The sequence below is a fragment of the Acinetobacter sp. T_3_1 genome, assembly GCF_025377055.1.
Taxonomy (GTDB): Bacteria; Pseudomonadota; Gammaproteobacteria; order Pseudomonadales; family Moraxellaceae; genus Acinetobacter; species Acinetobacter kookii.
Window position 1 is genome coordinate 48,574 of the sequence record NZ_JACHVD010000015.1, and the last position, 25,658, is coordinate 74,231.

Genomic DNA, 25,658 nt, shown 5'->3' on the forward strand with positions numbered 1-25,658 from the left:
GTATTTAAGAATTAAACACGTTCGATAATGGTTGCGATACCTTGACCCAAACCGATACACATGGTCGCAAGACCGATTTGTGTATCTTGCTGTTCCATCACGTTCAGCAATGTCGTGGTAATACGCGCACCAGAACAACCCAATGGGTGACCCAAAGCAATCGCACCACCATTCAAGTTCACACGGTCTTGCTGGTCATAAATGCCTAAGCCTTTAAGAACAGACAAACCTTGTGCAGCAAACGCTTCGTTTAACTCAAAAGTTTGAATGTCAGCAATTGACAAGCCAGCACGTTTAAGCGCTTTTTGTGTTGCTGGAACCGGACCAAAGCCCATGATTGCAGCATCACAGCCAGCAACCGCCATAGAGCGGATTACAGCACGTGGCTTAAGACCAAGCGCTTGAGCACGTTCAGCAGACATCAATAACATAGCAGAAGCACCGTCAGACAACGCTGAAGATGTTGCAGCAGTTACTGTACCGCCTTTCGGGTCAAATACAGGACGTAAAGCCTGGAACGCTTCAAGGTTGGCATCCGGACGAATCACTTCGTCGATGTCGCACAGGATTTTGAAGCCATTTTGGTCATGACCTTCAACACCAATAATTTCGTTTTTGAAACGGCCTTCCTGAGTTGCAGCCCAAGCACGGCGGTGAGATTCAACACCGAACGCATCCTGCTCTTCACGGGTAATGCCGTTCATGCGACCCAACATTTCAGCGGTTAAGCCCATCATGTTAGACGCTTTTGCATAGTGTTTAGATGCTTCAGGGTTGATGTCGATACCGTGCATCATGCCCACGTGACCCATGTGCTCTACACCACCGATGATGAAGATATCACCTTGGTTAGTCGCAATTTGCGCAGCAGCCGTGTGGATGGCCTGCATAGAAGAACCACACAGACGGTTGACGGTTTGACCTGCAACAGTCTTCGGAAGATCGGCCAGTAACGCGATGTTACGGCCAATGTTCATGCCTTGTTCAAGCGTCTGGTTGACACAGCCCCAGATCACGTCTTCAACTTCGTTGACATCAAACTGGTTACGGGCAACCAAAGCGCGAACCAATTCAGCAGACAAGCTGTCAGCACGTACATTGCGGAACATGCCGTTTTTGGTTTTACCCATTGCTGAACGTACGCCATCAACGATGACAACGTCACGCGGATTTAAAGTAGCCATTCACGTTGCTCCTTAACCGTAGAATTTTTTGTTGTTAGCAGCCATGTCGCGCAACATTTGTGGCGCTTCATAAGCCTTACCTAAGTGAGCGTATTTGTCGCAAAGTGCAACGTATTCAGCAACACCAGTTTGGTCGATGTAACGGCATGGACCACCGCGGAATGGAGGGAAACCTACACCCATAATCATCGCCATATCTGCTTCAGACGGCGTTGCAACAATGTTGTCTTCCAGGCAACGAACAGTTTCGTTACAGAAAGCCAGCATCATACGGTCAATGATTTCCTGAGCATCAAACTCACGTTTTTCCGCAGTTGCAACGGATGCCACAAGTTCGTACGCAGTTGGATCAACCACTTTGGCTTTCTTGCCTTTCTTGTCCAGTTCGTACTTGTAGAAACCAACATCGTTCTTTTGACCCAGACGTTTTGCTTCATACATGGTTTGGATTGAACCTTTGAAGTCCGGTTTCATGCGGTCAGGGAAACCTTCTGCCATCACTTCTGCACCATGAACGCCAGTGTCGATACCGACCACGTCCATCAGGTAAGCAGGGCCCATCGGCCAGCCGAAGCGTTCCATCACTTTGTCGATTTGCTGGAAGTCAGCACCATCTTTAAGCAACAGGTCGAACGCACCGAAGTAAGGGAACAATACACGGTTCACAAGGAAGCCCGGGCAGTCATTCACCACGATTGGCGTTTTACCCATTTTCTGAGCAAGAACCACAGTGGTTGCAATCGCTTCAGCCGAGGTTTTTTCACCACGGATCACTTCGACCAATGGCATCATGTGTACCGGGTTAAAGAAATGCATACCCACGAAGTTTTCAGGACGTTCCAGGTTTTCAGCCAGACGTGTGATTGAAATTGTAGACGTGTTAGAAGCAATAATCGTGTTTTCACGAACTTTTGCTTCAGTTTCTTTCAGAACGATGCCTTTGACTTTTGGATTTTCAGTCACAGCTTCAATCACGATGTCGACTTCTTTGAATTCGTCATAGCTTAAAGTTGGACGGATGCGCGCAAGTGTTTCACCCATTTGCGCAGGTTTCATTTTCTTGCGTTCAACTTGTTTCGTTAAAAGACCATTGGCTTCTTTCATACCCAAAGCAAGTTGAGGGTTGCCAATGTCTTTCATGATGATTGGTGTGCCTTTGCTTGCCGCCTGGTAAGCAATACCACCACCCATGATGCCCGCGCCTAGAACGGCTGCCTGGTTAACCGGGTGCGCACCTTTTTCATATTTCTTGGAAGTTTTCTTCACGATCTGGTCGTTGATGAATAAACCGATCAACGCGCCCGCTTGTGGCGTAATCGCAGCTTTTGCAAAGCCTTCAGCTTCTACTTTTAATGCTTCGTTACGTGGAAGGCTTGCACCTGCCTGTAATGAATCGAGAAGAAGTTTAGGCGCAGGGTATTGAGCCGGGTTTGCTTTCGCAAGCACTGCACCTTTTGCCGTGTTGAATGCCATCATTTGTTCAAGCATATTCAACTTAACAGGGTCCAGTTTTTCCTGACGTTTTGCTTTCCAGTCCAAACGACCAGCAATCGCCTGTTTCACCAGATCAATTGCAGCGTCAGTAAGTTTGTCCGCAGCCACAACCGCATCAACAGCACCGTCTTTCAGCGCAGCAGCAGGTTTTTTCGGATTAGCCATCGCCATCCATTCAACCGCATTGTCGATACCGATGACACGGCTTAAACGCACCGTACCGCCGAAGCCCGGGAAAATGCCGAGTTTGATTTCAGGCAGGCCGACTTGAGCCGCTTCTGACATCACACGGTAGTCACACACCAGGCACATTTCAAAGCCGCCGCCCAATGCCATACCATTGATTGCAGCAACTTTCGGAATCTCTAAATCTTCAAATGCATTGAAGATGTCGTGAACAGGCAATGCCCAATCCACAATCGCTTTTTCGCCTTGTGCGAAGTTGTCACCGAATTCAGTGATGTCAGCACCAACGATAAATGTTGATTTACCTGAGGTAACGATCAAACCTTTAATGGCGCTATCTGCTTTTACAGCTTCGATAGCAGCCTTAAAATCTTCAAGCGTTGCACGGTTAAATTTGTTGACCGACTCACCTTGTAAGTCAAAGCGGAATTCTGCAATTCCGTCCGAAAGCATTTGGACGGTAATGGCATTGCCAGCGTGGATCATGCCTGATCTCCTTTATTTTGGAGGACTTCTAAGTTGATGTTGTGAAGCGTGTACGCAATTCCAGCGTACATTTATGCTTCGCCAATCTTACGATAACTATATCCAAAAAGAACATAACAAGTTGTATCAAGCCGTGACGCTAGGGTCATCAATTTTTTTTCAACATACCCGGGTAGGGGGCAGCCTGATTTTTAATGTAGCGCTTAAAAATGTGATGAACTTTTTGTTTAGATTAAGATTTTTTAATAATTTCGTGCTTGTTTATATCGGGTACAGCGTCACGATTGCAAGCTTTTTATGCCTCTGTTTTAGTCAAAATAGTCAATCCATCAGAATTTTCAGCTCTACAAATGCAGCCTTAAACTGAATTTTTTAAGTTAAAGATCGTGGTTTGGCAGGTTTGAAGGGAAGCTGGAGTTTATCAAAGCAAGGCGCATGTGTAGTCAAATACTTGGCCTCGTATTTGACTGCAAGCGTGATGATAACAATGATTATTCGGGCTGAATGATCAATTGCCCTTCAGAAAAATTCACAGTGAGCTGAGCCTTTTCCGGATAATTTAAAAAATACAGCGCCAGAAGCGGTTCCAGTTCGGTGCGCATTCTGCGGGCCAAATGGCGTGCGCCAAAACGGATATCATGATCTTTATAAAAGTGGGCTTTGGCGGCATCGGTCAAAACCACAGCACGCTTTTGATGTTGCAGGCGCTGGTTCAGCTTTTGCAGTTCAATGTCCACCAGTTTCGGCAGGGCATCATCCTGTACCGCCTGATAATGCAGGGTGCGGTCAATCCGGTTTAAAAACTCGGGATCAAACTTCCGGTACATGACTTTTTCAATAATGCTCCGGGTCGGCAATTTTTTCAGACATAAGTCCTGCATTTTTTTCGGCAAGAAATTCAGTTTATCCAGATATTGCTGCGCGGCTTGTGCCCCGACATTGCTAGTCATAAAGATCATGCAGTTACGAAAGTCGATGGTTTTGGTGCCTGAAGTGAGGGTGAGTTTTCCGGTATCCAGCACATTCATTAAACCGCGAATCACTTCAGTTGAGGCTTTCTCCAGCTCATCTAACAGCACAATGCCCGGACGGGTATGGCTGCCTGCAATGGCAGTTTCATCAAACAGGCTATGACCTTCTTTGGAGCCGACATAGCCCGGAGGTGCACCGGTAATGGCGGCGGCATAGTGTTCTTGCGCCAGGGTATTCATATCGATGCGGCAGAAGGCATCCGGACGGCCATAGATGGCTTCACTGATCAAACGGACCGTTTCGGTTTTACCGACACCGGTTGGGCCGAGCATCAAGGTTACGGACAAGGGACGCTCGGGGCTGGAAAAATCGGCTTTGACCACATGCAGCATTTTTTCAATTTCATGCAGCGCGGCATCCTGTCCAATAATACGCTGCTTCAGCAGCTGCATGACTTCAAGCGGTTCAAAATGAAAACGCGGCTTGCCAATCAGTTTATCTTTTTCAGATGTGCTATGCGTTGCAGTAACGGGTTTGACAATATGCATGGCGTGACTGGTGGTCGTCATTCAGTTTGATCCAAATTATTCAGATGACTTGAGCATAGCAAAATAAGCGCAATTTACTTATAGCTTTTAGCAATCAGGTGATTGCTGGAACTTTGTTTGATGAAGGGAAAATACCGAATTGGCTTGAAAATGGCGTGAAAACCATCACATCATGTAGCAAAGCTTATCCAATTTAAATCAGGCTGAATGTGAACGAAAACGCACGAGAACATATTGAAAAGATTCTGGCCCATATGACCACTTTACCGGGCGTTTACCGCATGCTGGGCAAAGACGGCGAATTGCTGTATGTGGGCAAGGCCAAAAATCTGAAAAACCGTGTGTCGAGCTATTTTGTCAAAACCATCGAACATCCGAAAACACAGGCTTTGGTGGCGCGGATCTATGACATTGAAACGCTGGTGGTCCGCTCGGAAACCGAAGCCTTATTGCTGGAACAGAACCTGATCAAGCTGCATCGTCCGCCGTACAACATCATGCTGCGCGACGACAAATCCTATGTTTATATTTTTGTTTCCAGCGACAAGCCTTATCCGCGTATTGCCGCTGGTCGTGGCAAAGGCAAACATCAGGTCGGTAAGTTCTTCGGGCCTTATCCGAGCGCCTATAATGCGCGGGATACTCTGGTCGTGCTGCAAAAACTGTTTAATGTGCGGCAGTGTGAAAACAGCTATTTTGCCCAACGCAAGCGTCCGTGTTTGCAGTATCAGATTAAACGCTGTAGCGCGCCCTGTGTCGGTCTGATTTCGCCTGAAGATTATCAGGAAGATGTCAAAAACTCGATTCGCTTTTTACAGGGCGATACCAAAGAACTGAATCAGGAACTGATTCAGAAAATGGAAGAAGCCGCTGAAAAGCTCGAATTTGAAAAAGCCGTATTTTATCGTGATCGCATGGGTTTATTGCGTGATGTGCAAGCCAATCAGGCAATTTATAAACTCAAAGGGGAAGCTGATATTCTGGCGATTGCCTATCATGCTGGAGTGACCTGCGTGCAGATCATGCATGTGCGCAACGGCAAAATGCTGGGTGGTAAAAGCTATTTCCCGGATATGCTGGGCGATGATCTGGGACAAATGCTTTCGGACTTCATGGCGAACTTCTATTTTCAGGTGGCCGATGAAGTGCCAGCCGAGCTGATCGTCAATGTCGAGCTTTCGGACCGCAAAGAGCTGGAACAGGCGTTGCAACAGGAATTCGGCAAAAAGGTGCAGATCAAGCACAATGTTCGGGAAACCCGGGCCGAGTGGCTGGAACTGGCCAATATGAATGTGCAGCATGCCATTAAAGGCCAGCTGGCCAATCATTTTGAACTGAATGAACGCTTTCATCAGCTGGAACAGGTGGTCGGCCGTCCCGTCGACCGGATTGAATGCTTCGATATCTCGCATACCATGGGCGAAGCCACCATTGCCTCTTGTGTGGTGTTTGATTCGGGCGGTGCACGAAAACGCGATTACCGCCAGTTTGCGATTGATGATATTACCGGCGGTGATGATTATGCGGCTATGCGTCAGGCACTGACCCGCCGTTATAAAAAAGCCATGCTGCCGGATTTACTGTTGATTGACGGCGGTAAAGGCCAGTTGCATATGGCAATGGAAGTGATGCAGGAGCTGGGGCTGGACGCTTTTATGGTCGGGGTATCCAAAGGCGAAGGGCGTAAACCCGGTCTGGAAACCCTGCATTTTACTGATGGCACGAAGATCCAGCTGCCGGAAGACCATAAAGCCCTGCATCTGATTCAACAGGTGCGTGATGAAGCGCACCGTTTTGCCATTACCAAGCATCGGGCCAAACGTGACAAGAAACGTGGCTCGTCGGTACTGGAAGTGATTCCAGGACTGGGACCGAAACGTCGCCGTGATCTGTTGACCCATTTTGGCGGCATTCAGGGTGTACTGAAAGCCTCGGAAAATGACTTGAAGCTGGTGCCCGGTTTGGGCGATGTGATGGCTCGTACCATTTATAAGGTATTGCATGAATAAATTCGGACAGATTGGCCAAAGTGCTCACTGACGCAGCAGTCATTGATCATTCACAACAGTTGAAAATAAGTGAAAGATAGAGCCAATCAAAAAATCCAAAGGACGAAGGATGTCACTGCGCCAATTATTCACTGCGATCGAACAGGACGAATGGGTCGATATTCCGCAAGGCTGGTTACAGGGGCGCACCATTTATGGTGGACTGGTGGCCGGGATGATGATGCAAAAAGCCTTGCTCGCGGTTGCCGATGCGGAAAAACAGCTGTTAAGTACCAGTGTGACTTTTGTCGGGCCAGTACAAATGGCACCAGTCCGGTTGAGTGCTGAAATCTTGCGTCAAGGTAAATCCGTGACCACGGTTGAAGTTCGACTCTGGCAGGACGATGCCGTGCAAAGTATTTTGATTGCCAGTTTTGGGACGCATCGCCAGTCTGCGATTTCAGTGCAGCAGGAACGACTTGCACCTGAGTTCCCAATGCCTGAACAATTAACCATTGCACAGCATCATCCTTTAGCACCGGAATGTTTTGGGCAGATGGACCTGGTCTGGGTGGATGGGCAATATCCATGTAGCGGCAGTGTCAAACCTGATTTTAGTGGCTGGATGCGTTTTAATCCGGACCGGCATGACAATCGGGACATGAGCATTGCCGACTTGATGGTGGCTTTCGATATGTGGCCGCCTGGTGTCTTGCCGATGTTTAAGGCATTTGCACCGGCCAGTTCGCTGACCTGGCATGTGACCTATGTGCATCCTTTAAAAAATCAGCTGCATGATTGGTTTAAATATAAAGTATTTACCGATTATGCCGCAGAGGGTTATTCGACCGAGTATGCCCATCTTTGGGATGCAGAAAATAGACTGATTGCGATTTCCAGACAGACAGTTACCGTGTTTGCCTAGTGACACTTTATGGCAATTCGTATAAAGTGACTCTTATTAACGATGAATCCATCCTCAAAATATGTGTGGTTTTTCATTGTACATAAAGGGGAAAAATTGGCGGTGTCTATGACTACAGGTCGCATCCTGAATATTCCGAATATCTTGACTTTGGCGCGTATTGCTTTAATACCGGTTTTCTTGCTGGTGGCATACTGGCCACCTGCGGTTGGTGTTGCAGGTCATGATGCAAATGTGACTCGTCACATTATTTTAACGGCCATTTTTGTCATTGCTGCTGTAACTGACTGGTTTGATGGATATTTGGCGCGCTCACTCAATCAAACCTCCGCATTTGGCCGTTTTTTGGACCCTGTAGCGGATAAGCTCATGGTTGCGGCTGCATTGATTGTTCTGGTGCAATGGCAACCGACCATTTCTATGGCGTTTGCAGCCATTGTCATTATTTCCCGTGAAATTACGGTTTCTGCCTTACGCGAGTGGATGGCAGAGCTGGGGGCTCGTACCAGTGTGGCGGTATCGACAGTGGGCAAATATAAAACCGCTTTTCAGATGATTGCGATTTCAGTGTTTTTACTGAACTGGCAACCGCTTGAAATGTTGGCTTATGCATTGCTTTACACTGCGGTCATTCTGACTTTATGGTCGATGTTTATTTATTTAAAAGCAGCATGGCCCTATTTAAAGCAGCCTTAAGTTCAGCTTTAAAAAAATTCAAAAAACGTCCTGAAAGCAGGGCGTTTTTTATTTCTCTACACGTTTCGGGAAAGAGACGCATTAAAAAAATAACGGATAAAAAAAATCCTAGATTTTGGGGGAAACCTAGGATTGAAATCGGGGATATTTATTATTGTTATAAGATGGATAACCATCTACTTGAGACCAAGTATAGGGGAGGACAACAGTCAAATCATGTGTGTTATTGTATTGTAATGTATAGTTTTATTGAGAAATGTATTTTTGAATTACAGTTATTTCTAAATGTTTAAAAAGATTTATGGGATAAGTAGAATTTTTAAAATTAAAAATAAAATAGAAAATTAAAGTCGTATTCGGGTTTTTTAGGAAAGCTTAGATGAGCATTTGAAGTGCAACACCCTATTCTGGCCATCTAAAGCATGGCTTCTCGTCTTGCGGCGTGGCGGAGCAGCGTTCTTAAACTAAAAAAGGAGTCTACTGAGAGACTCCTTCATGACATTTAAAACTACGCGCTTCGCTTGTCTTGCGTAATTTTTAGAGCAGCTTAAAAAAGAAATCCTCAATAAAGGGGATTCTTTTTAGATTAAAGCCTGCGCGAGCAAAGCTCTTGCCTTGCGGCGTGGCGGAGCAGCGCTCCGCTTTATCACGCCTCAGGCTTTAGGCCTTCAGCTTTTTCCAGTGACTCATCATTATTGAAGAATTTTTCACGTTGTTCTTCAAGAAATTTCTTTGCATCTGGTTCAAACACGTTTAGGCGTTTCTCGTTAATGAGCGTCGTTTGATGCTTGAGCCACTCTTGCCAGGCCTGTTTAGATACAGTGTCAAACAGCTCCTGACCTTTTGCACCCGGGAAGGGAGCAAAGTCTAAACCTTCCATTTCTGTTTGATACTTACGGCAAAAAACTTGTCGAGACATATCCGTTTTCCTTAAGCGTAAAGTTTTTCTAAACGAGCGTAGGCACGGGCAATGGCTGCTTCAATCTGTGCAGGAGCAGTCCCACCAATGTGGTTACGCGCATTTACAGAGGCTTCAAGCGTCAATGCTTTTTCAAATACGTCCGCTTGAATCAGGTCAGAGAACTGTTGCAGTTGCTCAAGGGTCAATTCAGACAAATCCTTGCCTTCCTGAACGCCAAGTGCAACCGCTTTACCGACAATTTCATGCGCATCACGGAAAGCCACGCCATTTTTCACCAGGTAATCGGCAAGGTCAGTTGCAGTTGAGAAACCGCGTAATGCAGCTTCACGCATGATTTCGATGTTTGGAACCAGTGCAGGAATCATGTCGGCAAAGGCCATGAGTGAACCGCGAACGGTATCAATCGCATCAAATAATGGCTCTTTGTCTTCCTGGTTGTCTTTGTTATATGCCAATGGTTGACCTTTCATCAGGGTCAACAGGCTCATCAGGTCACCGTATACGCGGCCAGTCTTACCACGGATCAACTCAGGCACATCCGGGTTTTTCTTTTGCGGCATGATTGAAGAACCGGTACAGAAACGGTCTGGAATGTTGACAAATTTGAACTGCGCAGAGGTCCACAGGATCATTTCTTCAGACATACGCGACAGGTGCATCATAATTAAAGAGGCAGCAGCGTTAAATTCAATGCCAAAGTCACGGTCAGACACAGCATCCAGCGAGTTCTCACACACGGCTTCAAAACCTAAAAGCTGTGCGGTGTATTCACGCTCGATCGGATAGGTGGTACCTGCGAGTGCAGCAGAACCTAACGGCAGGCGGTTCACACGTTTACGGCAGTCGATCAAACGCTCAGAGTCACGTACCAGCATTTCAAACCAGGCCATCAAGTGGTGACCAAAAGTTACCGGCTGGGCAGTTTGCAGATGGGTGAAGCCCGGCATAATGGTATTGGTATTTTTCGCCGCCAGACCCAAAATACCTTTTTGTAATTTTTGCAATAACGCTAAAATGGCATCAATTTCATCACGTACATATAAACGGATGTCTGTCGCCACCTGGTCGTTACGGCTACGGCCGGTATGTAATTTTTTACCGGTAATGCCAATACGACTGGTCAAGCGCGACTCGATATTCATGTGCACATCTTCTAGGTCAATGCGCCATTCGAAATCACCTGCTTCAATTTCAGCTTTAATGGTGTTTAAACCGTTAATGATGTCATCACGTTCTTGTTCAGTTAAAACACCGACTTTGGCAAGCATGGTTGCATGCGCAATAGAACCTGCAATATCTTGTTTATAAAAGCGTTGGTCAAATTGAACAGATGCTGTAAATTCAGCAACAAATGCGTCAGTAGCTTCAGAGAAACGACCGCCCCACATACCCGAAGTTTGGGCTTGTGACGGATTTGAGGAATTAGAAGATGTGGTCATATCGGCTCAATAAAATAAAAAGCAGTAATTTGAACAAGAGTATAGCAAATTCAGAATCACTTGCCGAAAAACAAGTCGATCCAACTTCGACGTATACAGATGATCGGAAAAACAATGACGCCTATTTTTTTACGAAAATAGGGCATTGGCAACATCTAATTGAATTATTTATTGCCAGCAATATTTTGGCCGTCATCCTGGCACTGGCAGAGGCACAATCCTGGACGGCATTAAGCCTGAGCCGCGTATTGCAATATATGTTGTTCATCGACTGGGTTTTACTGGCTTTTGTGGCGTTGACCGAGCGTTTGCAGAGCAAAATCCAGCACTTCAGTTTTGGCCAGACCCTGGTGGTGGGCTTTATTTTGCTGCAGATGATCGTGCTCGTGACCACGGTGGTGCTGAATGGGGTTATTTTCTTTGGGCAAAATTTTCAATTCGCTCATATCACTGCGGCGGTTTTACTGGATGGCGTGGTGTTGCATCTGAGTTATGGGGTACTGATTGGTGCATTTTGTTTTCGCTATCTGTATATGCGAGAACAATGGGCACGTCAGCAAAACAGTGAATTGAATGCACGTATTCAGGCCATGCAAGCCCGGATTCATCCACATTTTTTATTTAATAGCCTAAATACCGTGATTAGTTTGATTACCATTGATCCAGATAAAGCTGAACAAATGTTACTGAATTTATCCCAACTATTTCGTGCAAGTTTTAAGGAACTTAAGCTGGTCCGCTTAAAAGATGAGATTGAGCTGTGTCAGCGTTATCTGGCCATTGAGCAGATTCGCTTGGGGAATCGCTTACAGGTAGAGTGGAAATATGAGGATGAAGTTCTATTTTCTCAGATACAAATTCCGTTATTAACTTTACAACCTTTAGTGGAAAATAGTATTTTTCATGGAGTTGAAAAAATTCTAACAAAGAGTACGATAAGCATATTGATTGAAATATTGCAAAATCAAGTCAATATAGTCATTACTAACCCTTATGCACAGGATAAAATAAATTTACGACAGGGACATGGTATTGCAGTTGAAAATGTGAAGCAGCGACTAAAGGCTTATTATGGTCGTTCTGCAACTTTTCAGACATACGCGGGGAAGGGAATATTTACCACAGTTGTGCAATATCGATATAAATAAAAAAGATCATGGTTAACCTATAAAAAAAATGATGTTGACTGTGAAGGAGGAGAAATGGACATCCTGATTTGCGATGATGAACCTCTCGCTGTGGAGCGTTTGTCACGTTTAGTTACGCAACTGGGACATCAGGTGGTTGCCACTGCAAGTTATGGGCAGCAAGCAATTGAAATGACCCAATTCTATGAGCCGGATGTGGTGCTTCTGGACATTCAGATGCCTGAAATGGATGGCTTGAGCTGCGCCGAATATTTGCGCCAGCTTGATCCTATGCCCGCCATTGTTTTCTGTACTGCTTATGATGAACATGCTTTGGAGGCGTTTAAGTCGTATGCAGAAGGCTATTTGCTAAAACCGGTGATGCAGCAGGAATTGCAACAGGTATTAGATCATTTAACAAAACTGACTCAAGCACAAATGAGCAACTTAAAACAAAAAGAAGATATGGACGAACTCAATATAAAACGCCACCAGATTGTGGCAAAAACCTATCGTGGCGTAGAGCTGGTTCCTGTAGAAAATATTTATTATTTTTTGGCAGATCAAAAATATGTCACGGTACGGCATAAAAATGGCAGTGTACTGATCGATGAAACTTTAAAAGATCTGGAAAACGAATTTGGTGACCAGTTCATTCGAATTCATCGGAATGCCTTGGTTTCCGTACATTTTCTGGATGGTCTGGAAGTGATCAGTTCGGGACAGTATCAGGTGCGCTGCCGTGAACTGGAAGAGCGCCTGGCGGTCAGCCGACGTCATCTGCCCAATTTAAGAGAACGCATCCAAAAGATGTAAATCTGTTTTCATGAATTTAGGTGACATCTGCAGTGCAAATTTACTTGCATTTTCCAGTCAGCGCGTTAAGTTTACACTAATGTACTTATAGACTGTTTCCTGGATTTATGAAAATTTTGAAGATTGCAACTCGACAAAGCCCGCTTGCTTTATGGCAGGCGGAACATATTCGTGCCCGTTTGGAGGCATTGCATGCAGATCTTAAAGTTGAGTTAGTGACCTTCGTCACCCAGGGCGACAAAATTCTTGATACGCCTTTAGCCAAGATTGGTGGAAAAGGGCTCTTTGTTAAAGAACTAGAAGCAGCTCTGCTGGATGGTCGTGCAGACCTGGCGGTGCATTCAATGAAAGATGTGCCGATGAAGCTACCTGCCGGTTTGTCCCTCGCCGTGATTTGTGAGCGCGAAGATCCGCTGGATGCCTTTGTGTCGAATACTTATGCAAGTTTTGATGACTTGCCACAAGGCGCCAAGGTGGGTACATCCAGTTTGCGCCGTAAAAGCCAGATTTTAAAAGCCCGTCCTGATTTGGAGATTATTGATCTGCGTGGCAACGTGGGTACGCGTTTATCCAAACTGGATGCAGGCCTGTATGATGCCATCATTCTGGCCAGTGCCGGTTTAAAGCGTTTAGGTCTGGCAGAACGGATTCGCCATACCTTGCCAGCGGAAGTGAGTTTGCCTGCAGTTGGGCAAGGTGCACTGGGTTTGGAATGCCGTGCAGAAGATCAGGCAGTGCTGGAGCTGATTTTGCCGCTGCTACATAGCGAAACCGATGTGTGCGTACGGACAGAACGTGCCTTCAATGCCTATCTGGAAGGTGGCTGTCAGGTGCCAATTGCAGGTTATGCCATCCTTGAACAGGGTCAAATCCATATCCAGGGGCGTGTGGGAAGTGTCGATGGCAAGACCTTACTCAAGGCCGAACAAGTCGGTGAGACCGCCCAAGCTGAGCAAATTGGAGTGGCTTTGGCTCAAGAACTGTTAGCCCAGGGCGCGGGTGATTTGCTGAAAGCCCTCTATTAATATGCTGTTTATCAATACACGTCCGCAAGACCGTGCAGAAGAGTTGAGCCATGCATTACGTCTGGCTCACATTGATGTGGTGGATTTACCCTTGCTGGAGTTGCTGCCACAGGCCTGGTCAGAAGATTTATCTGCACTTTACCGGCAATTGCCGGATGCGCAGGTAATTGTGGTGGTTAGTCCCACGGCCGTGCAAATTGGCATGGCGTATTTAAAACAGTCGGGTATTACCCTGAATCAACTTCAGCATATTCAGTGGATTGCGGTCGGGGATCGCACTGCTCAGGCTTTGGCGCAATATGGTATTACTGCGGAAGTCCCCAAAGTTGAAACATCGGAAGGAATGTTACAGCTTCCAGTTTTACAAACGCTTGATTCAGGCCAGTGTCTGGCTTTCTGGCGTGGTGAAGGGGGACGGATGTTTATGATGGACCAGTTAAAACAGCAAGGCATGCGAATTCTAAATTTTGTTTTATATGAGCGCCGTTGTCCTGTATTTACTCAGCAAGATTTAGCTAACATATTCTCTTTATTAGAAAAACAAAAACAATATGCTATGGTGGTGAGTAGTGAAGCGGGTTGGCTAAACTGGATTCAGCTCATGCAACATCAGAAGCACCTTATTGCAAAAGGGCATTATCTGGTTTTGGGGGAGCGCTTGTATCAAGTTGTTTCGAATTATAAAAAAAATCAGGCAACATGTTTTAATATCACGCGACTCACTGATTTAAAAACAGATTCAATTCTGCAGAAGCTTGTTGTTGTGCAAGGGAACACATGAAGAAAACACTCATTTTATTATTTATTTTAAGTCTGCTCTGGATTGTTAAATTGAGTTATGACTTATTTAATCTTGCTGCACAACAAACAGAATTAAATACCAGTCTGCACCGGATTGAACAGAATAATGCAAATTTAAATGATCAATTTGTCGCTTTACAGCGCAAAGTCATGCTGACAGGAGAATCGGCACCGGCCAATTCACAGGCTGCAGAGGATTTAAAAAGCATTCAGGCGGCAAGCATTGATCCTGTGGTCGTGATTAAACAGCAACTTGAATTGATTGAATTTATGTTGCAGCAACAACAGTTTACTGCTGCCCTGGATAAATTAACCCGTTTAGATCAAAATCTTGAGCAATATGCCCTGGCGGCACCATTGAAGCAAAGTTTGCATCAGGTCATTGCCAAAGATCATCAGGTTATTCAGCATTTTGTCGGTGAGCGAATGGCTCAGCAAGTCAAGGTGGACAGGCTGCTCCAGCAACTCGATGCTGCCCTGGCCCAGGAATTACAAGCCCCTCAATTAAGCGTGAGTCAGGCACCGGATAAACCGTTCTGGCAACGTTGGCTGCTGATTGAACCTGCAAAACAACCTGCTACTGCGCTCATGCAGCGACCGTTAATTTTAAAAGAGGCACAGCTCCGACTGCTCATTGCTCAACAAACCTTAAAACAGGGGCAATATTTAGAGTATCAAAAATCGCTGACTGAAATTATTCAACTATTAAATCAAATCCCGGATGAGAAATCGCGACAGCTGATTCAGAATATCCAGAAGATCAAAGGATTTACGGTTGTGCCTACGCCTAGTTTAAATACGCGTGCATTATTGGGATGATGAATTCATGAAGCAGATTTTACTGGCCTATGCTTTTATCAGCCTACTTATTATCGCAGGTTTAAGTATTTTAAGTTACGGTTATGGCGCAGGTTATGTGTATTTATATTGGCGTGAATGGCAAATTCAAACCAATATCTGGATCATGTTTTTTATTCTGGCGAGTTTAAGCCTGTTAATCCAGTTAGTATGGCTGCTGATTAAACGTTATTTAACCCGGGAACAACGCAAGCTGGAAACTGTTTTTAATTTTAAGAACTTGCACCCTTATGAACAGTTGGCCGTAATCTGGTTATTGGAAGCTGCACAAGATCAGCATCAATTTATTCAAAACGTATTTTCTCAATCGGGTTTATTAAAAGGGATTATTGGTTCACGTCTGTATTGGATGCAGCAGCAATATCCGCAAGCACTGGCTATTTTAAACCAGAGTAATGCCATGGCATTTGAATTGGCGGAAATACAGCGCATAGAAATTTACCTGTCGCAAAACGATGCCGAGCAGGCATTAACCCATCTTGAATTCTTAAATCAACATGAGCTTTCACCCTGGTTAAATGAGGTAAAAAGTGCCTATGATTTAAGATTAACCAGTTTATGGGAAAAGTTTGCCATTCAGTTTCCCTGGATGTATTTACGCTCGACTAAATATGGACATCTGGGCACAGAAAAAAAACGGGAATGGTTGCAGCAGTTATTGGTAAATTTTGATCAGGCCAGTATCGAAAGCTTGCAAAATTTGCAACAGCGCTATTTAGACTTGCAAGACCAGATTTATAGCCGTGATTATGAAATTAAAGTGTTATGGTTAAAGCTATTATCACGTATGCCGGAAATGAGCCAGCAGCATGAAGCCTTGGTATTGCATTTACTGGATCAACAGTTTAATCAAGACGTTTTTTATTTATGGTTCCAGCAGCAATTATTAAAGCAGAGCCCGGATTATTTAATGGTTGAGCAACGGATTGACTATTGGGAAAGTAAATATCCATCTTTACCGGTATTTGCCTTTGCCAAATGGCATGTCTATACCGCTACGGCAAGAACAGCTGAAGCTGATCAATTACTTGAGTTATACCCAGATAACGTGATGATGAATTATTTAAGAATTAAATCTACTTTAAACGGTCAGGATGACTTGATTAAACAGTTAAATTTAATTTTTGAAAATAATGCAAATTTTGTTGAAATAAAAATATAAAGGTAAGAAATATGCTCACCCTGTCCGATTATCCGGTGATTTATGATCAGTCTGTTGCCTGGGGGGATATGGATGCCTTTGGGCATGTAAATAACGTGATGTATTACCGTTATATCGAAAGTGCCCGCATTTTTTATATGGATGCCTTAAGTATTTTTGAACAGGATGTTTATACGGTGGTGGCAACCAACCAGTGCAAATATATCAGTCCGCTATTTTATCCAGACCGGCTTAAAATTGGGGTGCGTGTTGAAGAAATTCGTAATAGTGCATTCCGGATGAGCTATTTATTATGGAGCGAGTCGCAGCAAAAAACTGTTGCCGTAGCAGAGGCGGTGATTGTCTGTGTAAATAAGCAGAGTATGCTTAAAGCGGAAATACCTGAAATCATTCGTCATAAAATCACAGAAATTGAATTAAATGTGAATCATTTGATTTGAAAACATTTAAAGCGAATGACCTGTAAACTGTAAAACATGTGAAATCTGTTTTAAAGATTGTTGTTATTTAAAAAATTGTATTGAATGTTTTAAATAATAAAAATATTATGAGTTGGTTTTAAATAAAAAAATATAAAATTTATTGTGGAGTTAATATGATGCCGGATATTAGTAATTTATCTGTTGAAGAGTTAAAGCGTTTACAAGTTGAAGCGGAAGCATTAATTGCTTCTAAAAAAGATCAGGCGGTTGAAGATGCTTATCAGCAAATTTTAGATATTGCCGATAATGTAGGTTTAAGCATTGAACAGATTTTAGAGTTTGGTGGAAGCAAACGTAAGAAAAGTACACGCAAATCTGTAGAGCCGCGTTATCGCAGCAAAAAGAATTCAGCGGATACTTGGACAGGACGTGGCAAACAACCTCGCTGGCTGGTTGCAGAACTTGAAAGTGGTGCAAAGCTGGAAGATTTTCTCATCTGATGGAAATATTCATCAGATAGTCATCCAACTGGATTAAATTAAAAAAACCAGGCTTTTAAGCGTGGTTTTTTTATGTCTATTTTTATCACTTGGAATTGGCGTTGAGGCAAAAGTGTGCATAATGGGGATAGAAATATAATATTAGCGTTAAGGGAAGAATAATTGATTATGTGGGTCGTGATGGGATGATAAACAAACCCAAATATATCACGTGGTGGATTTTCTCCATCAGTGTCTTTTTCATGTTCGTATTACTCCAAATTCCAGCGGCTTGGCTCATTTCAAAATTTTATAAAAACAACCAGGTCTTGCAAAATGTAAGCGGTAATATTTGGCAAGGGCAGGCTGATTGGCAGAAGGGGAATTTAACTGGATCGTTGAGTTGGAAAACACGTCCTCTGGATATTTTTTTGCTGCGTTTAGGGGCAAACATAGAGGTACATAGTGGGAATACCCAACTGGATGCTGTTGTTGGCTATGGTTTTGGCAAAAAAATCATGGTTCATGACTTGAATGGTCAGGTTGCACCGGAAACGCTGAAACATCTGGTGGAATGGCAGTGGCCGGCCAATGCCATTCAATTGCAGGATATTCATTTTAATTTTAAAAAAGAACAGGGTTTTGCTCGGGCTGACGGGCAGTTGCAATGGGTGGGGGGTGAGCTGGTTTATAATTATGCACAGCGTCAGGATCAAATGAATATTCCTTCCTTGAAAGGAAAATTGTCGGATGAAAATAATAAGCTGCTCTTTGATATCCGGGATCAGCGTGATCAAAAGCTGATGGCATTGGAGCTGGATCAAAACTTGATGCTCGATGTGCAATTAACTCAGCGTCTGCTGCTGAATATTGCTTCTTATAATGGAAAAGCTGGTTTGGATACCTATGTGGTGAGTTCGCGCCAACCTTTGTTTAAAGGTGGCCTTTAATGAATCAGTGGCTAGAAAAAATTCAACAATTCAACTGGAAACAGGCGGACCGGATTGCACCCTTATTCTTGGTTCTGCTGATTTTATATTTATGCTGGAAGTTGGCAAACATTTTCTGGCTGCTGGTGGCGCCGCCTCAGGTCATGCAGCTGGACCGTGTTGAATTGGGTTCACAGCAGCCGCAGGTGCCCAATATTTCTTCATTTGCCCTGTTTCAGGAAGCGGGCAGAACAGCTGCGGCAGAAGACACTGCCAATTTGATTTTGCAAGGCGTGGTGGTCGGTTATCCAAATCAGTTTTCCTCGGCAGTGATTAAAGTCAATGATCAGTCAGATCGCTATCGGGTCGGCGAAAATATTGCCCCGACCTCTTATCAGCTGGCTGAAGTGTATTGGGACCGGGTAGTGTTGCGTCAAAGTAATGGGGCTACGCGAGAACTGCAATTTAAAGGCATGGAAAATGGTCTGGATCAAAGCATTGTTCCGCCGGTAGCAACAACCAGCTTGCCGATGAATAATCAGACCCCACCGCCTATGCCCAGCCAGGAACAAAATGCTTTAGGGCAGGCAGTACAGAAAATACAGGAAGACCGCGATCAGTATTTAAAAGATATGGGGGTCAATGCAGCGAGTGGGGGCTATGAAGTTACGGCAAGAACACCGGCAGCATTGCGCAGTAAGCTGGGGCTACAGCCCGGTGACCGGATCATGTCTTTAAATGGACAGGCTGTCGGGCAGGGGCAAAATGATGCCCAGTTGCTGGAACAGGCTCGACGTGAAGGTCAGGTCAAAATAGAAATAAAGCGTGGTGATCAAGTGATGACCATTCAACAAAATTTTTAAGTGATGCATCGTCACCTTACAGGATTAGGAAGCACGGAACTTTATGGCTTTATTTAATCATCATCGTCCAGTTTGGGCTTTATTCGCGGCTGCACCCCTGATTGCTATGGTGAGTACCTCTACTCAAGCGCAAACATGGAAAATCAACTTACGAGATGCTGATTTAACTGCATTTATTAATGAAGTGGCCGATATTACGGGGAAAAATTTTGCTGTTGATCCGCGTGTGCGCGGCAATGTCACGGTCATTTCCAATAAGCCTTTAAATAAAGCTGAAGTCTACGATTTATTTCTGGGGGTGTTGAACGTGAATGGCGTGGTTGCCATTCCTTCAGGTAATACCATCAAGCTGGTCCCGGATAGCAATGTTAAAAGCTCCGGTGTGCCTTTTGACAGCAAACACCGTGCGACCGGTGATCAGATTGTCACACGGGTGATCTGGCTGGAGAATACCAACCCGAATGACCTGATTCCTGCCATCCGTCCATTGATGCCGCAATTTGCCCATTTATCGGCAGTGGCTGGAACCAATGCGCTGATTGTGTCAGACCGTGCCAGTAATATCTATCAGCTGGAAACCATTATCCGTAATCTGGATGGTACCGGGCAAAATGATATCGAAGCGGTGACCCTGCAATCCAGTCAGGCTGAAGAAATGCTGGGTTTGCTGGAATCCATGAGTTCTACCGGCGCAGCCCGGGACTTAAAGGGTTCCCGTATCCGTATTATTGCAGATACCCGCACCAACCGGATTGTACTGAAAGGTGATACTGCAACGCGCAAACGCATTCGCCAGATGATTGAAATGCTGGATGTGCCGGCTGCTGATCGTTTGGGCGGTTTAAAAGTGTTTCGCTTGAAATATGCCAGTGCCAAAAATCTGGCGGAAATCTTACAGGGCTTAGTGTCTGGCCAGTCGGTATCTGGTTCATCCAATTCCAGTCGTTCATCCTCAAACAATAGTGTGATGAACAACCTGGCTAATAATTCAAGCAGTTCTTCGTCCAGTGGCAGTTCTTCCAGTATTTCGACTCCGGCAATTAATTTGGGCGGTGGATCAAACAGTAACAGTCAAAATAGCATTACCAGTTTTAATGGTAATGGCGTCAGTATCATTGCCGACGACAGCCAAAATTCATTGGTGGTGAAAGCCGATCCGCAACTGATGCGTGAAATTGAATCGGCTATTCAACAGCTGGATATCCGCCGTCAGCAAGTCCTAATTGAGGCTGCCATCATTGAAGTGGAAGGCAATGATGCCGATCAGCTCGGTGTGCAGTGGGCTTTGGGTGATCTGAATAGCGGCATTGGCTTAATCAACTTTAGCAATGTAGGGGCGAGTATTGCCGATCTTGCTGCCGGCTATGTAGCCGGAGGGGCGGCAGGGGCTGCGGCCAATTTGGGTACGGGTACCTCGCTATTACTTGGTGATTACAGGGAAAGCGATAACGGTTCACGCAAACTGTATGGCGCATTGATTCAGGCTTTAAAAAGCAAGACCAAGTCCAATTTGCTGTCCACACCTTCCATTGTCACCATGGACAATGAAGAAGCCTATATTGTGGTGGGACAGAACGTCCCGTTTGTGACCGGTTCCGCAACCACGACTTCCGCAGGTTTGAATCCGTATACCACGGTGGAACGTAAGGATGTTGGTGTCACTTTAAAGGTGGTGCCGCATATTGGCGAGGGCGGTTCGGTTCGTCTTGAAGTCGAGCAGGAAGTTTCTGCGGTGCAGGACAAAGGTCAGGCGCAGGATTTGGTGACCAGCAAGCGTGCCATTAAAACCTCGATTCTGGCTGAGCATGGGCAGACCATTGTGTTGGGTGGCTTAATTTCCGATAACTCGATTCATAGCCGTCAGTCGGTACCGGGTTTGGGGGCAATCCCAGGTCTGGGGCGTTTATTCCGTGCCGATGCCAAATCCAATGAGAAGCGCAATTTACTGGTCTTTATCCACCCAACCATTGTTGGAGATAAGAATGATGTGCGCCGTTTGTCGCAGCAGCGTTATAGCCAGTTGTACAGCTTGCAGTTGGCCATGGATCGGGATGGCAGTTTTGCCAAATTGCCGGAAAATGTAGAAGACATTTATCAGCAGCGAATTCCGGTCACGCCATCGGCACCGAAAGCTCCTCTTTATCAAACCCTGCCATCCGCAACCCAGAATCAGCCGAATGCAGCTACGTTTAGCACACCGGTTGCAATTGAACCGGTCGTGCAGAAACAAAAGGTTAGTATGCCGGTGACCGAGGTTAAAAAAACCAAAAATACCGTGACCACGACTACAATTCGTTCCGGTTCTTAACAGCGTGGCTAAAGAATTGAATATTTGCCGTGATATGATGATGAAAAATCACAAAGAGAAGTGCATTTCATGACTTGGAAAATACAAGCAATTACCGGTGAATTAACGGGACAGGAAATCAGCATCGACCGTGATATGTTGGTCGGTCGCCATCAGAGCGCAGATATCGTGTTGCAGGCAGGGGAAATTTCACGCAAGCATGCGGCTTTCTTGCTCAAAGACCAGGCCTTATGGTTGCAAGATTTGAATTCATCGAATGGCACCTTCGTCAATGACTTGCGTATTGAGCATGAAACCTTGCTAAAAGAAGGGGATATCGTTCAATTTGCAAGCCTGAAATTTTCCGTGCTTGCACCTGCTAAAGACATTGAGCCTGCTTTAACTGAAACAGAAAGTGTGCCGACCAGCGCACAACCTGCAGAAGCAGTGGCAGTTTCTGAGACTGCGGCAACAGAACCGGTTGAGCCAGCAGCAAAGACCGCAGCGCAGCAAATGAATGATCAGGGCATGCCGGAACTGACCGAGCGTGATGCCAATGTCCAGCTGAGCCGTGATGGTATGCCACAAGGGGTTGCCATCCCGAAACCTGCACCCATTCCTGAAGGTGTGGACCTGAGTGCCATTCCCGAGAAGCAAAAGCCAATTGCGGTTGAAACACCAGTATCCCGTGTAGAGCAGGTCAAAGAAGAGCAGAAAAATGCATCCGTGGGCCTAATCTCCATTGTTGTATTGATTATCCTGGCAATCATTGCCTGGTTATTCTTTAAATAAGCCTGCATGCGACATACAATGAAGGCATGCAATCGCATGCCTTCATTGTATGGGTATGGGCTAAAATAAATCGTGAGAGGGAAATGATGTCTGTAGCAAAACTTGCAAGCCGTGAACTGATTTTATTTGACCTGGATGGCACTTTAGTTGACTCAGCATCAGATCTATACCGGGCCATGAACATGAGCCTGAATGCCTTGCAATTACCGAGCGTGACTGAGGAGCAGGTGCGCACCTGGATTGGCAAGGGAACCTCTGTTTTTTGCCATAGCACTTTGCAATATCTCACCGGAAAGGTGGACCCTGCGCAGCATCAGCAATTGTTGACGACTTTTTTAAATATTTATAATGCAGACCCCTGTGTGGATACCCAGCCTTTTAAAGGGGTGGTTGCATTTCTGGATTGGGGCTTAAGCAACAATAAGCAAATGATTTGTGTCACCAACAAACCCGAACAGCCGGCACGTGCGATTGTTGAGGCGCTGGGCTTGAGCCATTATTTTGTGGATGTGATTGGTGGAGACCGTTTTGAAGAGCGTAAACCCCATCCTCGGCAGCTGCTGTTTTGTGTTGATGAGTATGATGTCACTGCGGCAGAAACCTTAATGATTGGTGATTCCAGTAATGATGTGGAAGCGGCAAGACGTGCAGGAGTTGATTGTATTGTGGTGAGCTATGGCTATAATCATGGTGAAGATATTCATGATTGCCAGCCACAACAAGTGGTTGATGATTTAACAGAATTACTCGCGCAATAAGTGAAAATTAAGGATAGCGGAATGAGAAATTTTATGGTTTTTCGATGGCGAAACTAAGTCAGACTACAGGAAAACAAACGTAAAGCAGCCATATCGAAAACATATAGAGAATACTCATGACAACTCAAGCTCAATTCCAACAGTTACAATCTGAGGGTTATAACCTGATCCCGGTTTATCGTCAGCGTTTGGCCGATACTGAAACCCCATTATCTGTCTTTGCGCGTCTGAAAGACCACAGTCAGGCCTATCTGTTTGAATCGGTTGAGGGTGGAGAAAACTGGGCGCGTTATTCCATTATCGGTCTCGGTGAGTCCACTGTTTTTTCATGCAATCGCGGTGTATTAACCGTTCAGCAGGTGGATGGTTCTGTTGATACTCAGCCATGTAGCGATCCATTCCAATATATCCGTGATTTTCAGGCGCAGTTCCATGTGCCGACCCAAAAAGATTTGCCTGATTTGCCGAGCTTCACCGGGGGGCTGGTGGGCTATTTTGGCTATGACTCGGTACGCTATATTGAACCACGGCTAAAAAATGTGCCTGAAGCCGATCCGGTGGGCTTGCCAGATATTTGGATGATGCTGTCTAAAACCGTGATTGTGTTTGACAATTTAAAAGATACCTTGTTCCTGATTGTGCATGCGGATGTCAATGAGCCTGAAGCCTATGCTAAAGCTCAAGCGCAGCTAGATAAATTGGAAGAAATACTGGCAACACCCATTAGCTTGCAAGCCAAAAAACATACGGCACCACATTTTGAGTCTTTGACCGGGCACGACAAGTTTATCGAGTCGATTGCCAAGGTGAAGGAATATATTAAAGCGGGCGATGTGATGCAGGTGGTGCCGGGGCATCGTATGGTCTCGGACTTCGATGGTGAGCCTTTACAGGTGTATCGTGCACTGCGTCATCTGAATCCATCGCCGTATCTGTTCTTGGTACAAGGCCAGACTTTAGATAATCAAAAGCCATTTCATATTGTCGGATCTTCACCGGAAATTTTATCACGCCTGGAAAATGGCATCGCGACCGTTCGTCCTTTAGCAGGTACACGTCCACGCGGCAAAACCAAAGAAGAAGATTTGGCGCTTGAGCAAGATTTACTGTCCGATGAAAAAGAGATTGCCGAGCATTTGATGCTGATTGACCTGGGTCGTAACGATGTCGGGCGTGTGTCAAAAATCGGGAAAGTGCAGGTTACCGATAAAATGGTGATCGAACGTTATTCGCATGTCATGCACATTGTCTCGAATGTGCAGGGTGAAGTCCGTGATGATGTCGATGCGCTGGATGTGTTTAAAGCCACTTTCCCGGCAGGGACGCTTTCAGGCGCACCCAAAATCCGTGCTATGGAAATTATTGACGAAGTCGAGCCGGTCAAACGCGGAATTTTTGGTGGCGCTGTAGGTTATTTAGGCTGGCATGGTGAAATGGACATGTCGATTGCCATTCGAACCTGTGTAATTCGTGAAAATAAGGTTTATGTTCAGGCTGGCGCAGGTCTGGTTTATGACTCAAATCCTGAATCTGAGTGGAATGAAACCCAGATAAAAGCTCGCGCAGTGATCAAAGCGGTTGAATTATCATCAAACGGGTTGATTTTATGAGTTTTTGACGGTTTTTTTGAAAAAAACACTTGCACGGATTCTAAGTTTTGCTAAACTGCACACCGTTCCGATACGAAACGTACGAAACACTAAGAAACGCCGGCATAGCTCAGTTGGTAGAGCAACTGACTTGTAATCAGTAGGTCCACAGTTCGAATCCGTGTGCCGGCACCATCTTAGAAAGTTTGAGTAGTGGGGTAAAAGAACGACACTGAAGTAAGTGTAAAATGGTGAGATTCCCGAGCGGTCAAAGGGAACAGACTGTAACTCTGTCGCGTAAGCTTCGAAGGTTCGAATCCTTCTCTCACCACCAATTTTAAGACTTCAATAAGTGGTTTGTACCAACATCGTGCGGGAGTAGCTCAGTTGGTAGAGCGGTAGCCTTCCAAGCTACATGTCGCGAGTTCGACCCTCGTCTCCCGCTCCATTGAAGTTTTTATTTGCTCTTATAGCTCAGTGGTAGAGCACTCCCTTGGTAAGGGAGAGGTCTCGAGTTCAAATCTCGATAAGAGCTCCAGATACAGTTTGGCAACATTGTTGCAAAAATTTTAAAAAGCAGGCTTATTAGTCTGCTTTTCAAGTATTGGGTGTTTGGTTTTTAAAGCGATAAGTCGATGCTGAGTTTTACTCAGAATTGTGTTCGACGTAAACGAGGAATATAAACATGGCTAAGGCTAAGTTCGAACGTAATAAGCCACACGTAAACGTGGGCACAATTGGTCACGTCGACCATGGTAAAACTACTTTAACTGCTGCAATTGCAACAATCTGTGCAAAAACTTACGGCGGTGAAGCGAAAGATTACGCAGCAATTGACTCTGCACCAGAAGAAAAAGCACGTGGTATTACAATTAATACTTCACACGTAGAATACGATTCTCCAACTCGT

Annotated in this window: 23 protein-coding genes and 4 tRNA genes; 22 read left to right on the forward strand and 5 right to left on the reverse strand. The window is 45.2% G+C overall.

The features are described from left to right. Positions 1–11: 11 nt before the first annotated feature. The 3 genes from fadA to H4I94_RS12880 form a co-directional block, all read right to left on the reverse strand. On the reverse strand, positions 12–1,184 hold the full coding sequence (fadA, locus tag H4I94_RS12870; protein WP_261183350.1) for an acetyl-CoA C-acyltransferase FadA: 1,173 nt from the start codon (positions 1,182–1,184) through the stop codon (positions 12–14). A 12-nt stretch (positions 1,185–1,196) separates the two neighbouring features. Then, entirely contained in the window at positions 1,197–3,350 is a 2,154-nt protein-coding gene (gene fadB / locus H4I94_RS12875) for a fatty acid oxidation complex subunit alpha FadB (protein WP_261183351.1), read from the reverse strand. A 491-nt stretch (positions 3,351–3,841) separates the two neighbouring features. Next, positions 3,842–4,891, reverse strand: a complete 1,050-nt coding sequence (locus H4I94_RS12880) for an AAA family ATPase (RefSeq protein WP_261183352.1) — start codon at positions 4,889–4,891, stop codon at positions 3,842–3,844. Between the two features lie 188 nt (positions 4,892–5,079). On the opposite strand from H4I94_RS12880, the gene uvrC reads away from it, so the two are divergent. From uvrC to pgsA, 3 genes are all read left to right on the forward strand, one after another. Then, positions 5,080–6,879 (forward strand): excinuclease ABC subunit UvrC, encoded by a 1,800-nt coding sequence (gene uvrC, locus H4I94_RS12885; RefSeq protein WP_261183353.1) that lies wholly within the window; start codon positions 5,080–5,082, stop codon positions 6,877–6,879. 109 nt (positions 6,880–6,988) lie between these two features. Beyond that, complete coding sequence (locus H4I94_RS12890) at positions 6,989–7,783, forward strand: acyl-CoA thioesterase (protein ID WP_261183354.1); 795 nt, start codon at positions 6,989–6,991, stop codon at positions 7,781–7,783. 108 nt (positions 7,784–7,891) lie between these two features. Continuing rightward, positions 7,892–8,479, forward strand: a complete 588-nt coding sequence (gene pgsA, locus H4I94_RS12895) for a CDP-diacylglycerol--glycerol-3-phosphate 3-phosphatidyltransferase (RefSeq protein WP_092821058.1) — start codon at positions 7,892–7,894, stop codon at positions 8,477–8,479. A gap of 646 nt (positions 8,480–9,125) precedes the next feature. On the opposite strand, the gene H4I94_RS12900 is transcribed toward pgsA, so the two are convergent. Next, positions 9,126–9,398: an oxidative damage protection protein gene (locus H4I94_RS12900; protein ID WP_086196454.1), complete on the reverse strand. Its 273-nt coding sequence runs from the start codon at positions 9,396–9,398 to the stop codon at positions 9,126–9,128. 11 nt (positions 9,399–9,409) lie between these two features. Then, positions 9,410–10,840 (reverse strand): argininosuccinate lyase, encoded by a 1,431-nt coding sequence (gene argH, locus H4I94_RS12905; protein ID WP_261183355.1) that lies wholly within the window; start codon positions 10,838–10,840, stop codon positions 9,410–9,412. Between argH and H4I94_RS12910 the strand changes: the two genes are divergently transcribed. From H4I94_RS12910 to H4I94_RS13000, 19 genes are all read left to right on the forward strand, one after another. Beyond that, the gene (locus tag H4I94_RS12910; RefSeq protein WP_261183356.1) at positions 10,831–11,988 is read left to right on the forward strand and encodes a sensor histidine kinase; all 1,158 of its coding nucleotides are present in this window, start codon (positions 10,831–10,833) and stop codon (positions 11,986–11,988) included. The two genes, argH and H4I94_RS12910, sit on opposite strands and share 10 nt — an antisense overlap. Before the next feature lie 54 nt (positions 11,989–12,042). After that, positions 12,043–12,783: a LytR/AlgR family response regulator transcription factor gene (locus H4I94_RS12915; protein WP_261183357.1), complete on the forward strand. Its 741-nt coding sequence runs from the start codon at positions 12,043–12,045 to the stop codon at positions 12,781–12,783. A 107-nt stretch (positions 12,784–12,890) separates the two neighbouring features. After that, positions 12,891–13,808 carry a hydroxymethylbilane synthase gene (gene hemC, locus H4I94_RS12920; protein ID WP_092821030.1) on the forward strand — a complete coding sequence of 306 codons (918 nt, stop codon included), beginning with the start codon at positions 12,891–12,893 and terminating at the stop codon, positions 13,806–13,808. A gap of 1 nt (position 13,809) precedes the next feature. Next, positions 13,810–14,589 carry a uroporphyrinogen-III synthase gene (locus H4I94_RS12925; RefSeq protein WP_261183358.1) on the forward strand — a complete coding sequence of 260 codons (780 nt, stop codon included), beginning with the start codon at positions 13,810–13,812 and terminating at the stop codon, positions 14,587–14,589. Continuing rightward, positions 14,586–15,428 carry a hypothetical protein gene (locus H4I94_RS12930; protein WP_261183359.1) on the forward strand — a complete coding sequence of 281 codons (843 nt, stop codon included), beginning with the start codon at positions 14,586–14,588 and terminating at the stop codon, positions 15,426–15,428. Before H4I94_RS12925 ends, H4I94_RS12930 begins: the two co-directional genes overlap by 4 nt. Before the next feature lie 7 nt (positions 15,429–15,435). Next, positions 15,436–16,629, forward strand: coding sequence for a heme biosynthesis protein HemY (locus H4I94_RS12935; RefSeq protein ID WP_131273157.1), 1,194 nt, complete (start codon positions 15,436–15,438; stop codon positions 16,627–16,629). Between the two features lie 11 nt (positions 16,630–16,640). Then, entirely contained in the window at positions 16,641–17,069 is a 429-nt protein-coding gene (locus tag H4I94_RS12940; RefSeq protein ID WP_261183360.1) for an acyl-CoA thioesterase, read from the forward strand. A gap of 155 nt (positions 17,070–17,224) precedes the next feature. Next, on the forward strand, positions 17,225–17,551 hold the full coding sequence (locus H4I94_RS12945) for an H-NS histone family protein (protein WP_261183361.1): 327 nt from the start codon (positions 17,225–17,227) through the stop codon (positions 17,549–17,551). Positions 17,552–17,736: 185 nt separating this feature from the next. After that, complete coding sequence (gene gspN, locus H4I94_RS12950; protein ID WP_261183362.1) at positions 17,737–18,480, forward strand: type II secretion system protein N; 744 nt, start codon at positions 17,737–17,739, stop codon at positions 18,478–18,480. Beyond that, positions 18,480–19,322: a type II secretion system protein N gene (locus H4I94_RS12955; RefSeq protein WP_261183363.1), complete on the forward strand. Its 843-nt coding sequence runs from the start codon at positions 18,480–18,482 to the stop codon at positions 19,320–19,322. Before gspN ends, H4I94_RS12955 begins: the two co-directional genes overlap by 1 nt. A 43-nt stretch (positions 19,323–19,365) precedes the next feature. Then, the gene (gene gspD, locus H4I94_RS12960; protein ID WP_261183364.1) at positions 19,366–21,630 is read left to right on the forward strand and encodes a type II secretion system secretin GspD; all 2,265 of its coding nucleotides are present in this window, start codon (positions 19,366–19,368) and stop codon (positions 21,628–21,630) included. A 69-nt stretch (positions 21,631–21,699) separates the two neighbouring features. Continuing rightward, positions 21,700–22,401 carry an FHA domain-containing protein gene (locus tag H4I94_RS12965; protein ID WP_261183365.1) on the forward strand — a complete coding sequence of 234 codons (702 nt, stop codon included), beginning with the start codon at positions 21,700–21,702 and terminating at the stop codon, positions 22,399–22,401. Between the two features lie 86 nt (positions 22,402–22,487). Continuing rightward, complete coding sequence (locus H4I94_RS12970; RefSeq protein ID WP_131273166.1) at positions 22,488–23,159, forward strand: phosphoglycolate phosphatase; 672 nt, start codon at positions 22,488–22,490, stop codon at positions 23,157–23,159. Positions 23,160–23,275: 116 nt separating this feature from the next. After that, positions 23,276–24,769 carry an anthranilate synthase component I gene (trpE, locus tag H4I94_RS12975; RefSeq protein WP_261183366.1) on the forward strand — a complete coding sequence of 498 codons (1,494 nt, stop codon included), beginning with the start codon at positions 23,276–23,278 and terminating at the stop codon, positions 24,767–24,769. Between the two features lie 98 nt (positions 24,770–24,867). Further along, positions 24,868–24,943, forward strand: a tRNA-Thr gene (locus H4I94_RS12980). A 55-nt stretch (positions 24,944–24,998) separates the two neighbouring features. Then, positions 24,999–25,082: transfer RNA gene (locus H4I94_RS12985), tRNA-Tyr, on the forward strand. A 38-nt stretch (positions 25,083–25,120) separates the two neighbouring features. Next, positions 25,121–25,196 (forward strand) — tRNA-Gly (locus H4I94_RS12990). Positions 25,197–25,211: 15 nt separating this feature from the next. Next, positions 25,212–25,286 (forward strand) — tRNA-Thr (locus H4I94_RS12995). 147 nt (positions 25,287–25,433) lie between these two features. Beyond that, a partial coding sequence (locus tag H4I94_RS13000; RefSeq protein ID WP_261183367.1) for a GTP-binding protein occupies positions 25,434–25,658 on the forward strand: 225 nt, incomplete at its 3' end.

Bases quoted from the DNA above. Each gene is read 5' to 3' on its own strand.
- fadA (WP_261183350.1), bottom strand. From the start codon at position 1,184: ATGGCTACTTTAAATCCGCGTGACGTTGTCATCGTTGATGGCGTACGT.
- fadB (WP_261183351.1), bottom strand. From the start codon at position 3,350: ATGATCCACGCTGGCAATGCCATTACCGTCCAAATGCTTTCGGACGGA.
- H4I94_RS12880 (WP_261183352.1), bottom strand. From the start codon at position 4,891: ATGACGACCACCAGTCACGCCATGCATATTGTCAAACCCGTTACTGCA.
- H4I94_RS12890 (WP_261183354.1), top strand. From the start codon at position 6,989: ATGTCACTGCGCCAATTATTCACTGCGATCGAACAGGACGAATGGGTC.
- pgsA (WP_092821058.1), top strand. From the start codon at position 7,892: ATGACTACAGGTCGCATCCTGAATATTCCGAATATCTTGACTTTGGCG.
- H4I94_RS12900 (WP_086196454.1), bottom strand. From the start codon at position 9,398: ATGTCTCGACAAGTTTTTTGCCGTAAGTATCAAACAGAAATGGAAGGT.
- H4I94_RS12910 (WP_261183356.1), top strand. From the start codon at position 10,831: ATGTGGTCATATCGGCTCAATAAAATAAAAAGCAGTAATTTGAACAAG.
- argH (WP_261183355.1), bottom strand. From the start codon at position 10,840: ATGACCACATCTTCTAATTCCTCAAATCCGTCACAAGCCCAAACTTCG.
- H4I94_RS12915 (WP_261183357.1), top strand. From the start codon at position 12,043: ATGGACATCCTGATTTGCGATGATGAACCTCTCGCTGTGGAGCGTTTG.
- hemC (WP_092821030.1), top strand. From the start codon at position 12,891: ATGAAAATTTTGAAGATTGCAACTCGACAAAGCCCGCTTGCTTTATGG.
- H4I94_RS12925 (WP_261183358.1), top strand. From the start codon at position 13,810: ATGCTGTTTATCAATACACGTCCGCAAGACCGTGCAGAAGAGTTGAGC.
- H4I94_RS12930 (WP_261183359.1), top strand. From the start codon at position 14,586: ATGAAGAAAACACTCATTTTATTATTTATTTTAAGTCTGCTCTGGATT.
- H4I94_RS12935 (WP_131273157.1), top strand. From the start codon at position 15,436: ATGAAGCAGATTTTACTGGCCTATGCTTTTATCAGCCTACTTATTATC.
- H4I94_RS12940 (WP_261183360.1), top strand. From the start codon at position 16,641: ATGCTCACCCTGTCCGATTATCCGGTGATTTATGATCAGTCTGTTGCC.
- H4I94_RS12945 (WP_261183361.1), top strand. From the start codon at position 17,225: ATGATGCCGGATATTAGTAATTTATCTGTTGAAGAGTTAAAGCGTTTA.
- gspN (WP_261183362.1), top strand. From the start codon at position 17,737: ATGATAAACAAACCCAAATATATCACGTGGTGGATTTTCTCCATCAGT.
- H4I94_RS12955 (WP_261183363.1), top strand. From the start codon at position 18,480: ATGAATCAGTGGCTAGAAAAAATTCAACAATTCAACTGGAAACAGGCG.
- gspD (WP_261183364.1), top strand. From the start codon at position 19,366: ATGGCTTTATTTAATCATCATCGTCCAGTTTGGGCTTTATTCGCGGCT.
- H4I94_RS12965 (WP_261183365.1), top strand. From the start codon at position 21,700: ATGACTTGGAAAATACAAGCAATTACCGGTGAATTAACGGGACAGGAA.
- H4I94_RS12970 (WP_131273166.1), top strand. From the start codon at position 22,488: ATGTCTGTAGCAAAACTTGCAAGCCGTGAACTGATTTTATTTGACCTG.
- trpE (WP_261183366.1), top strand. From the start codon at position 23,276: ATGACAACTCAAGCTCAATTCCAACAGTTACAATCTGAGGGTTATAAC.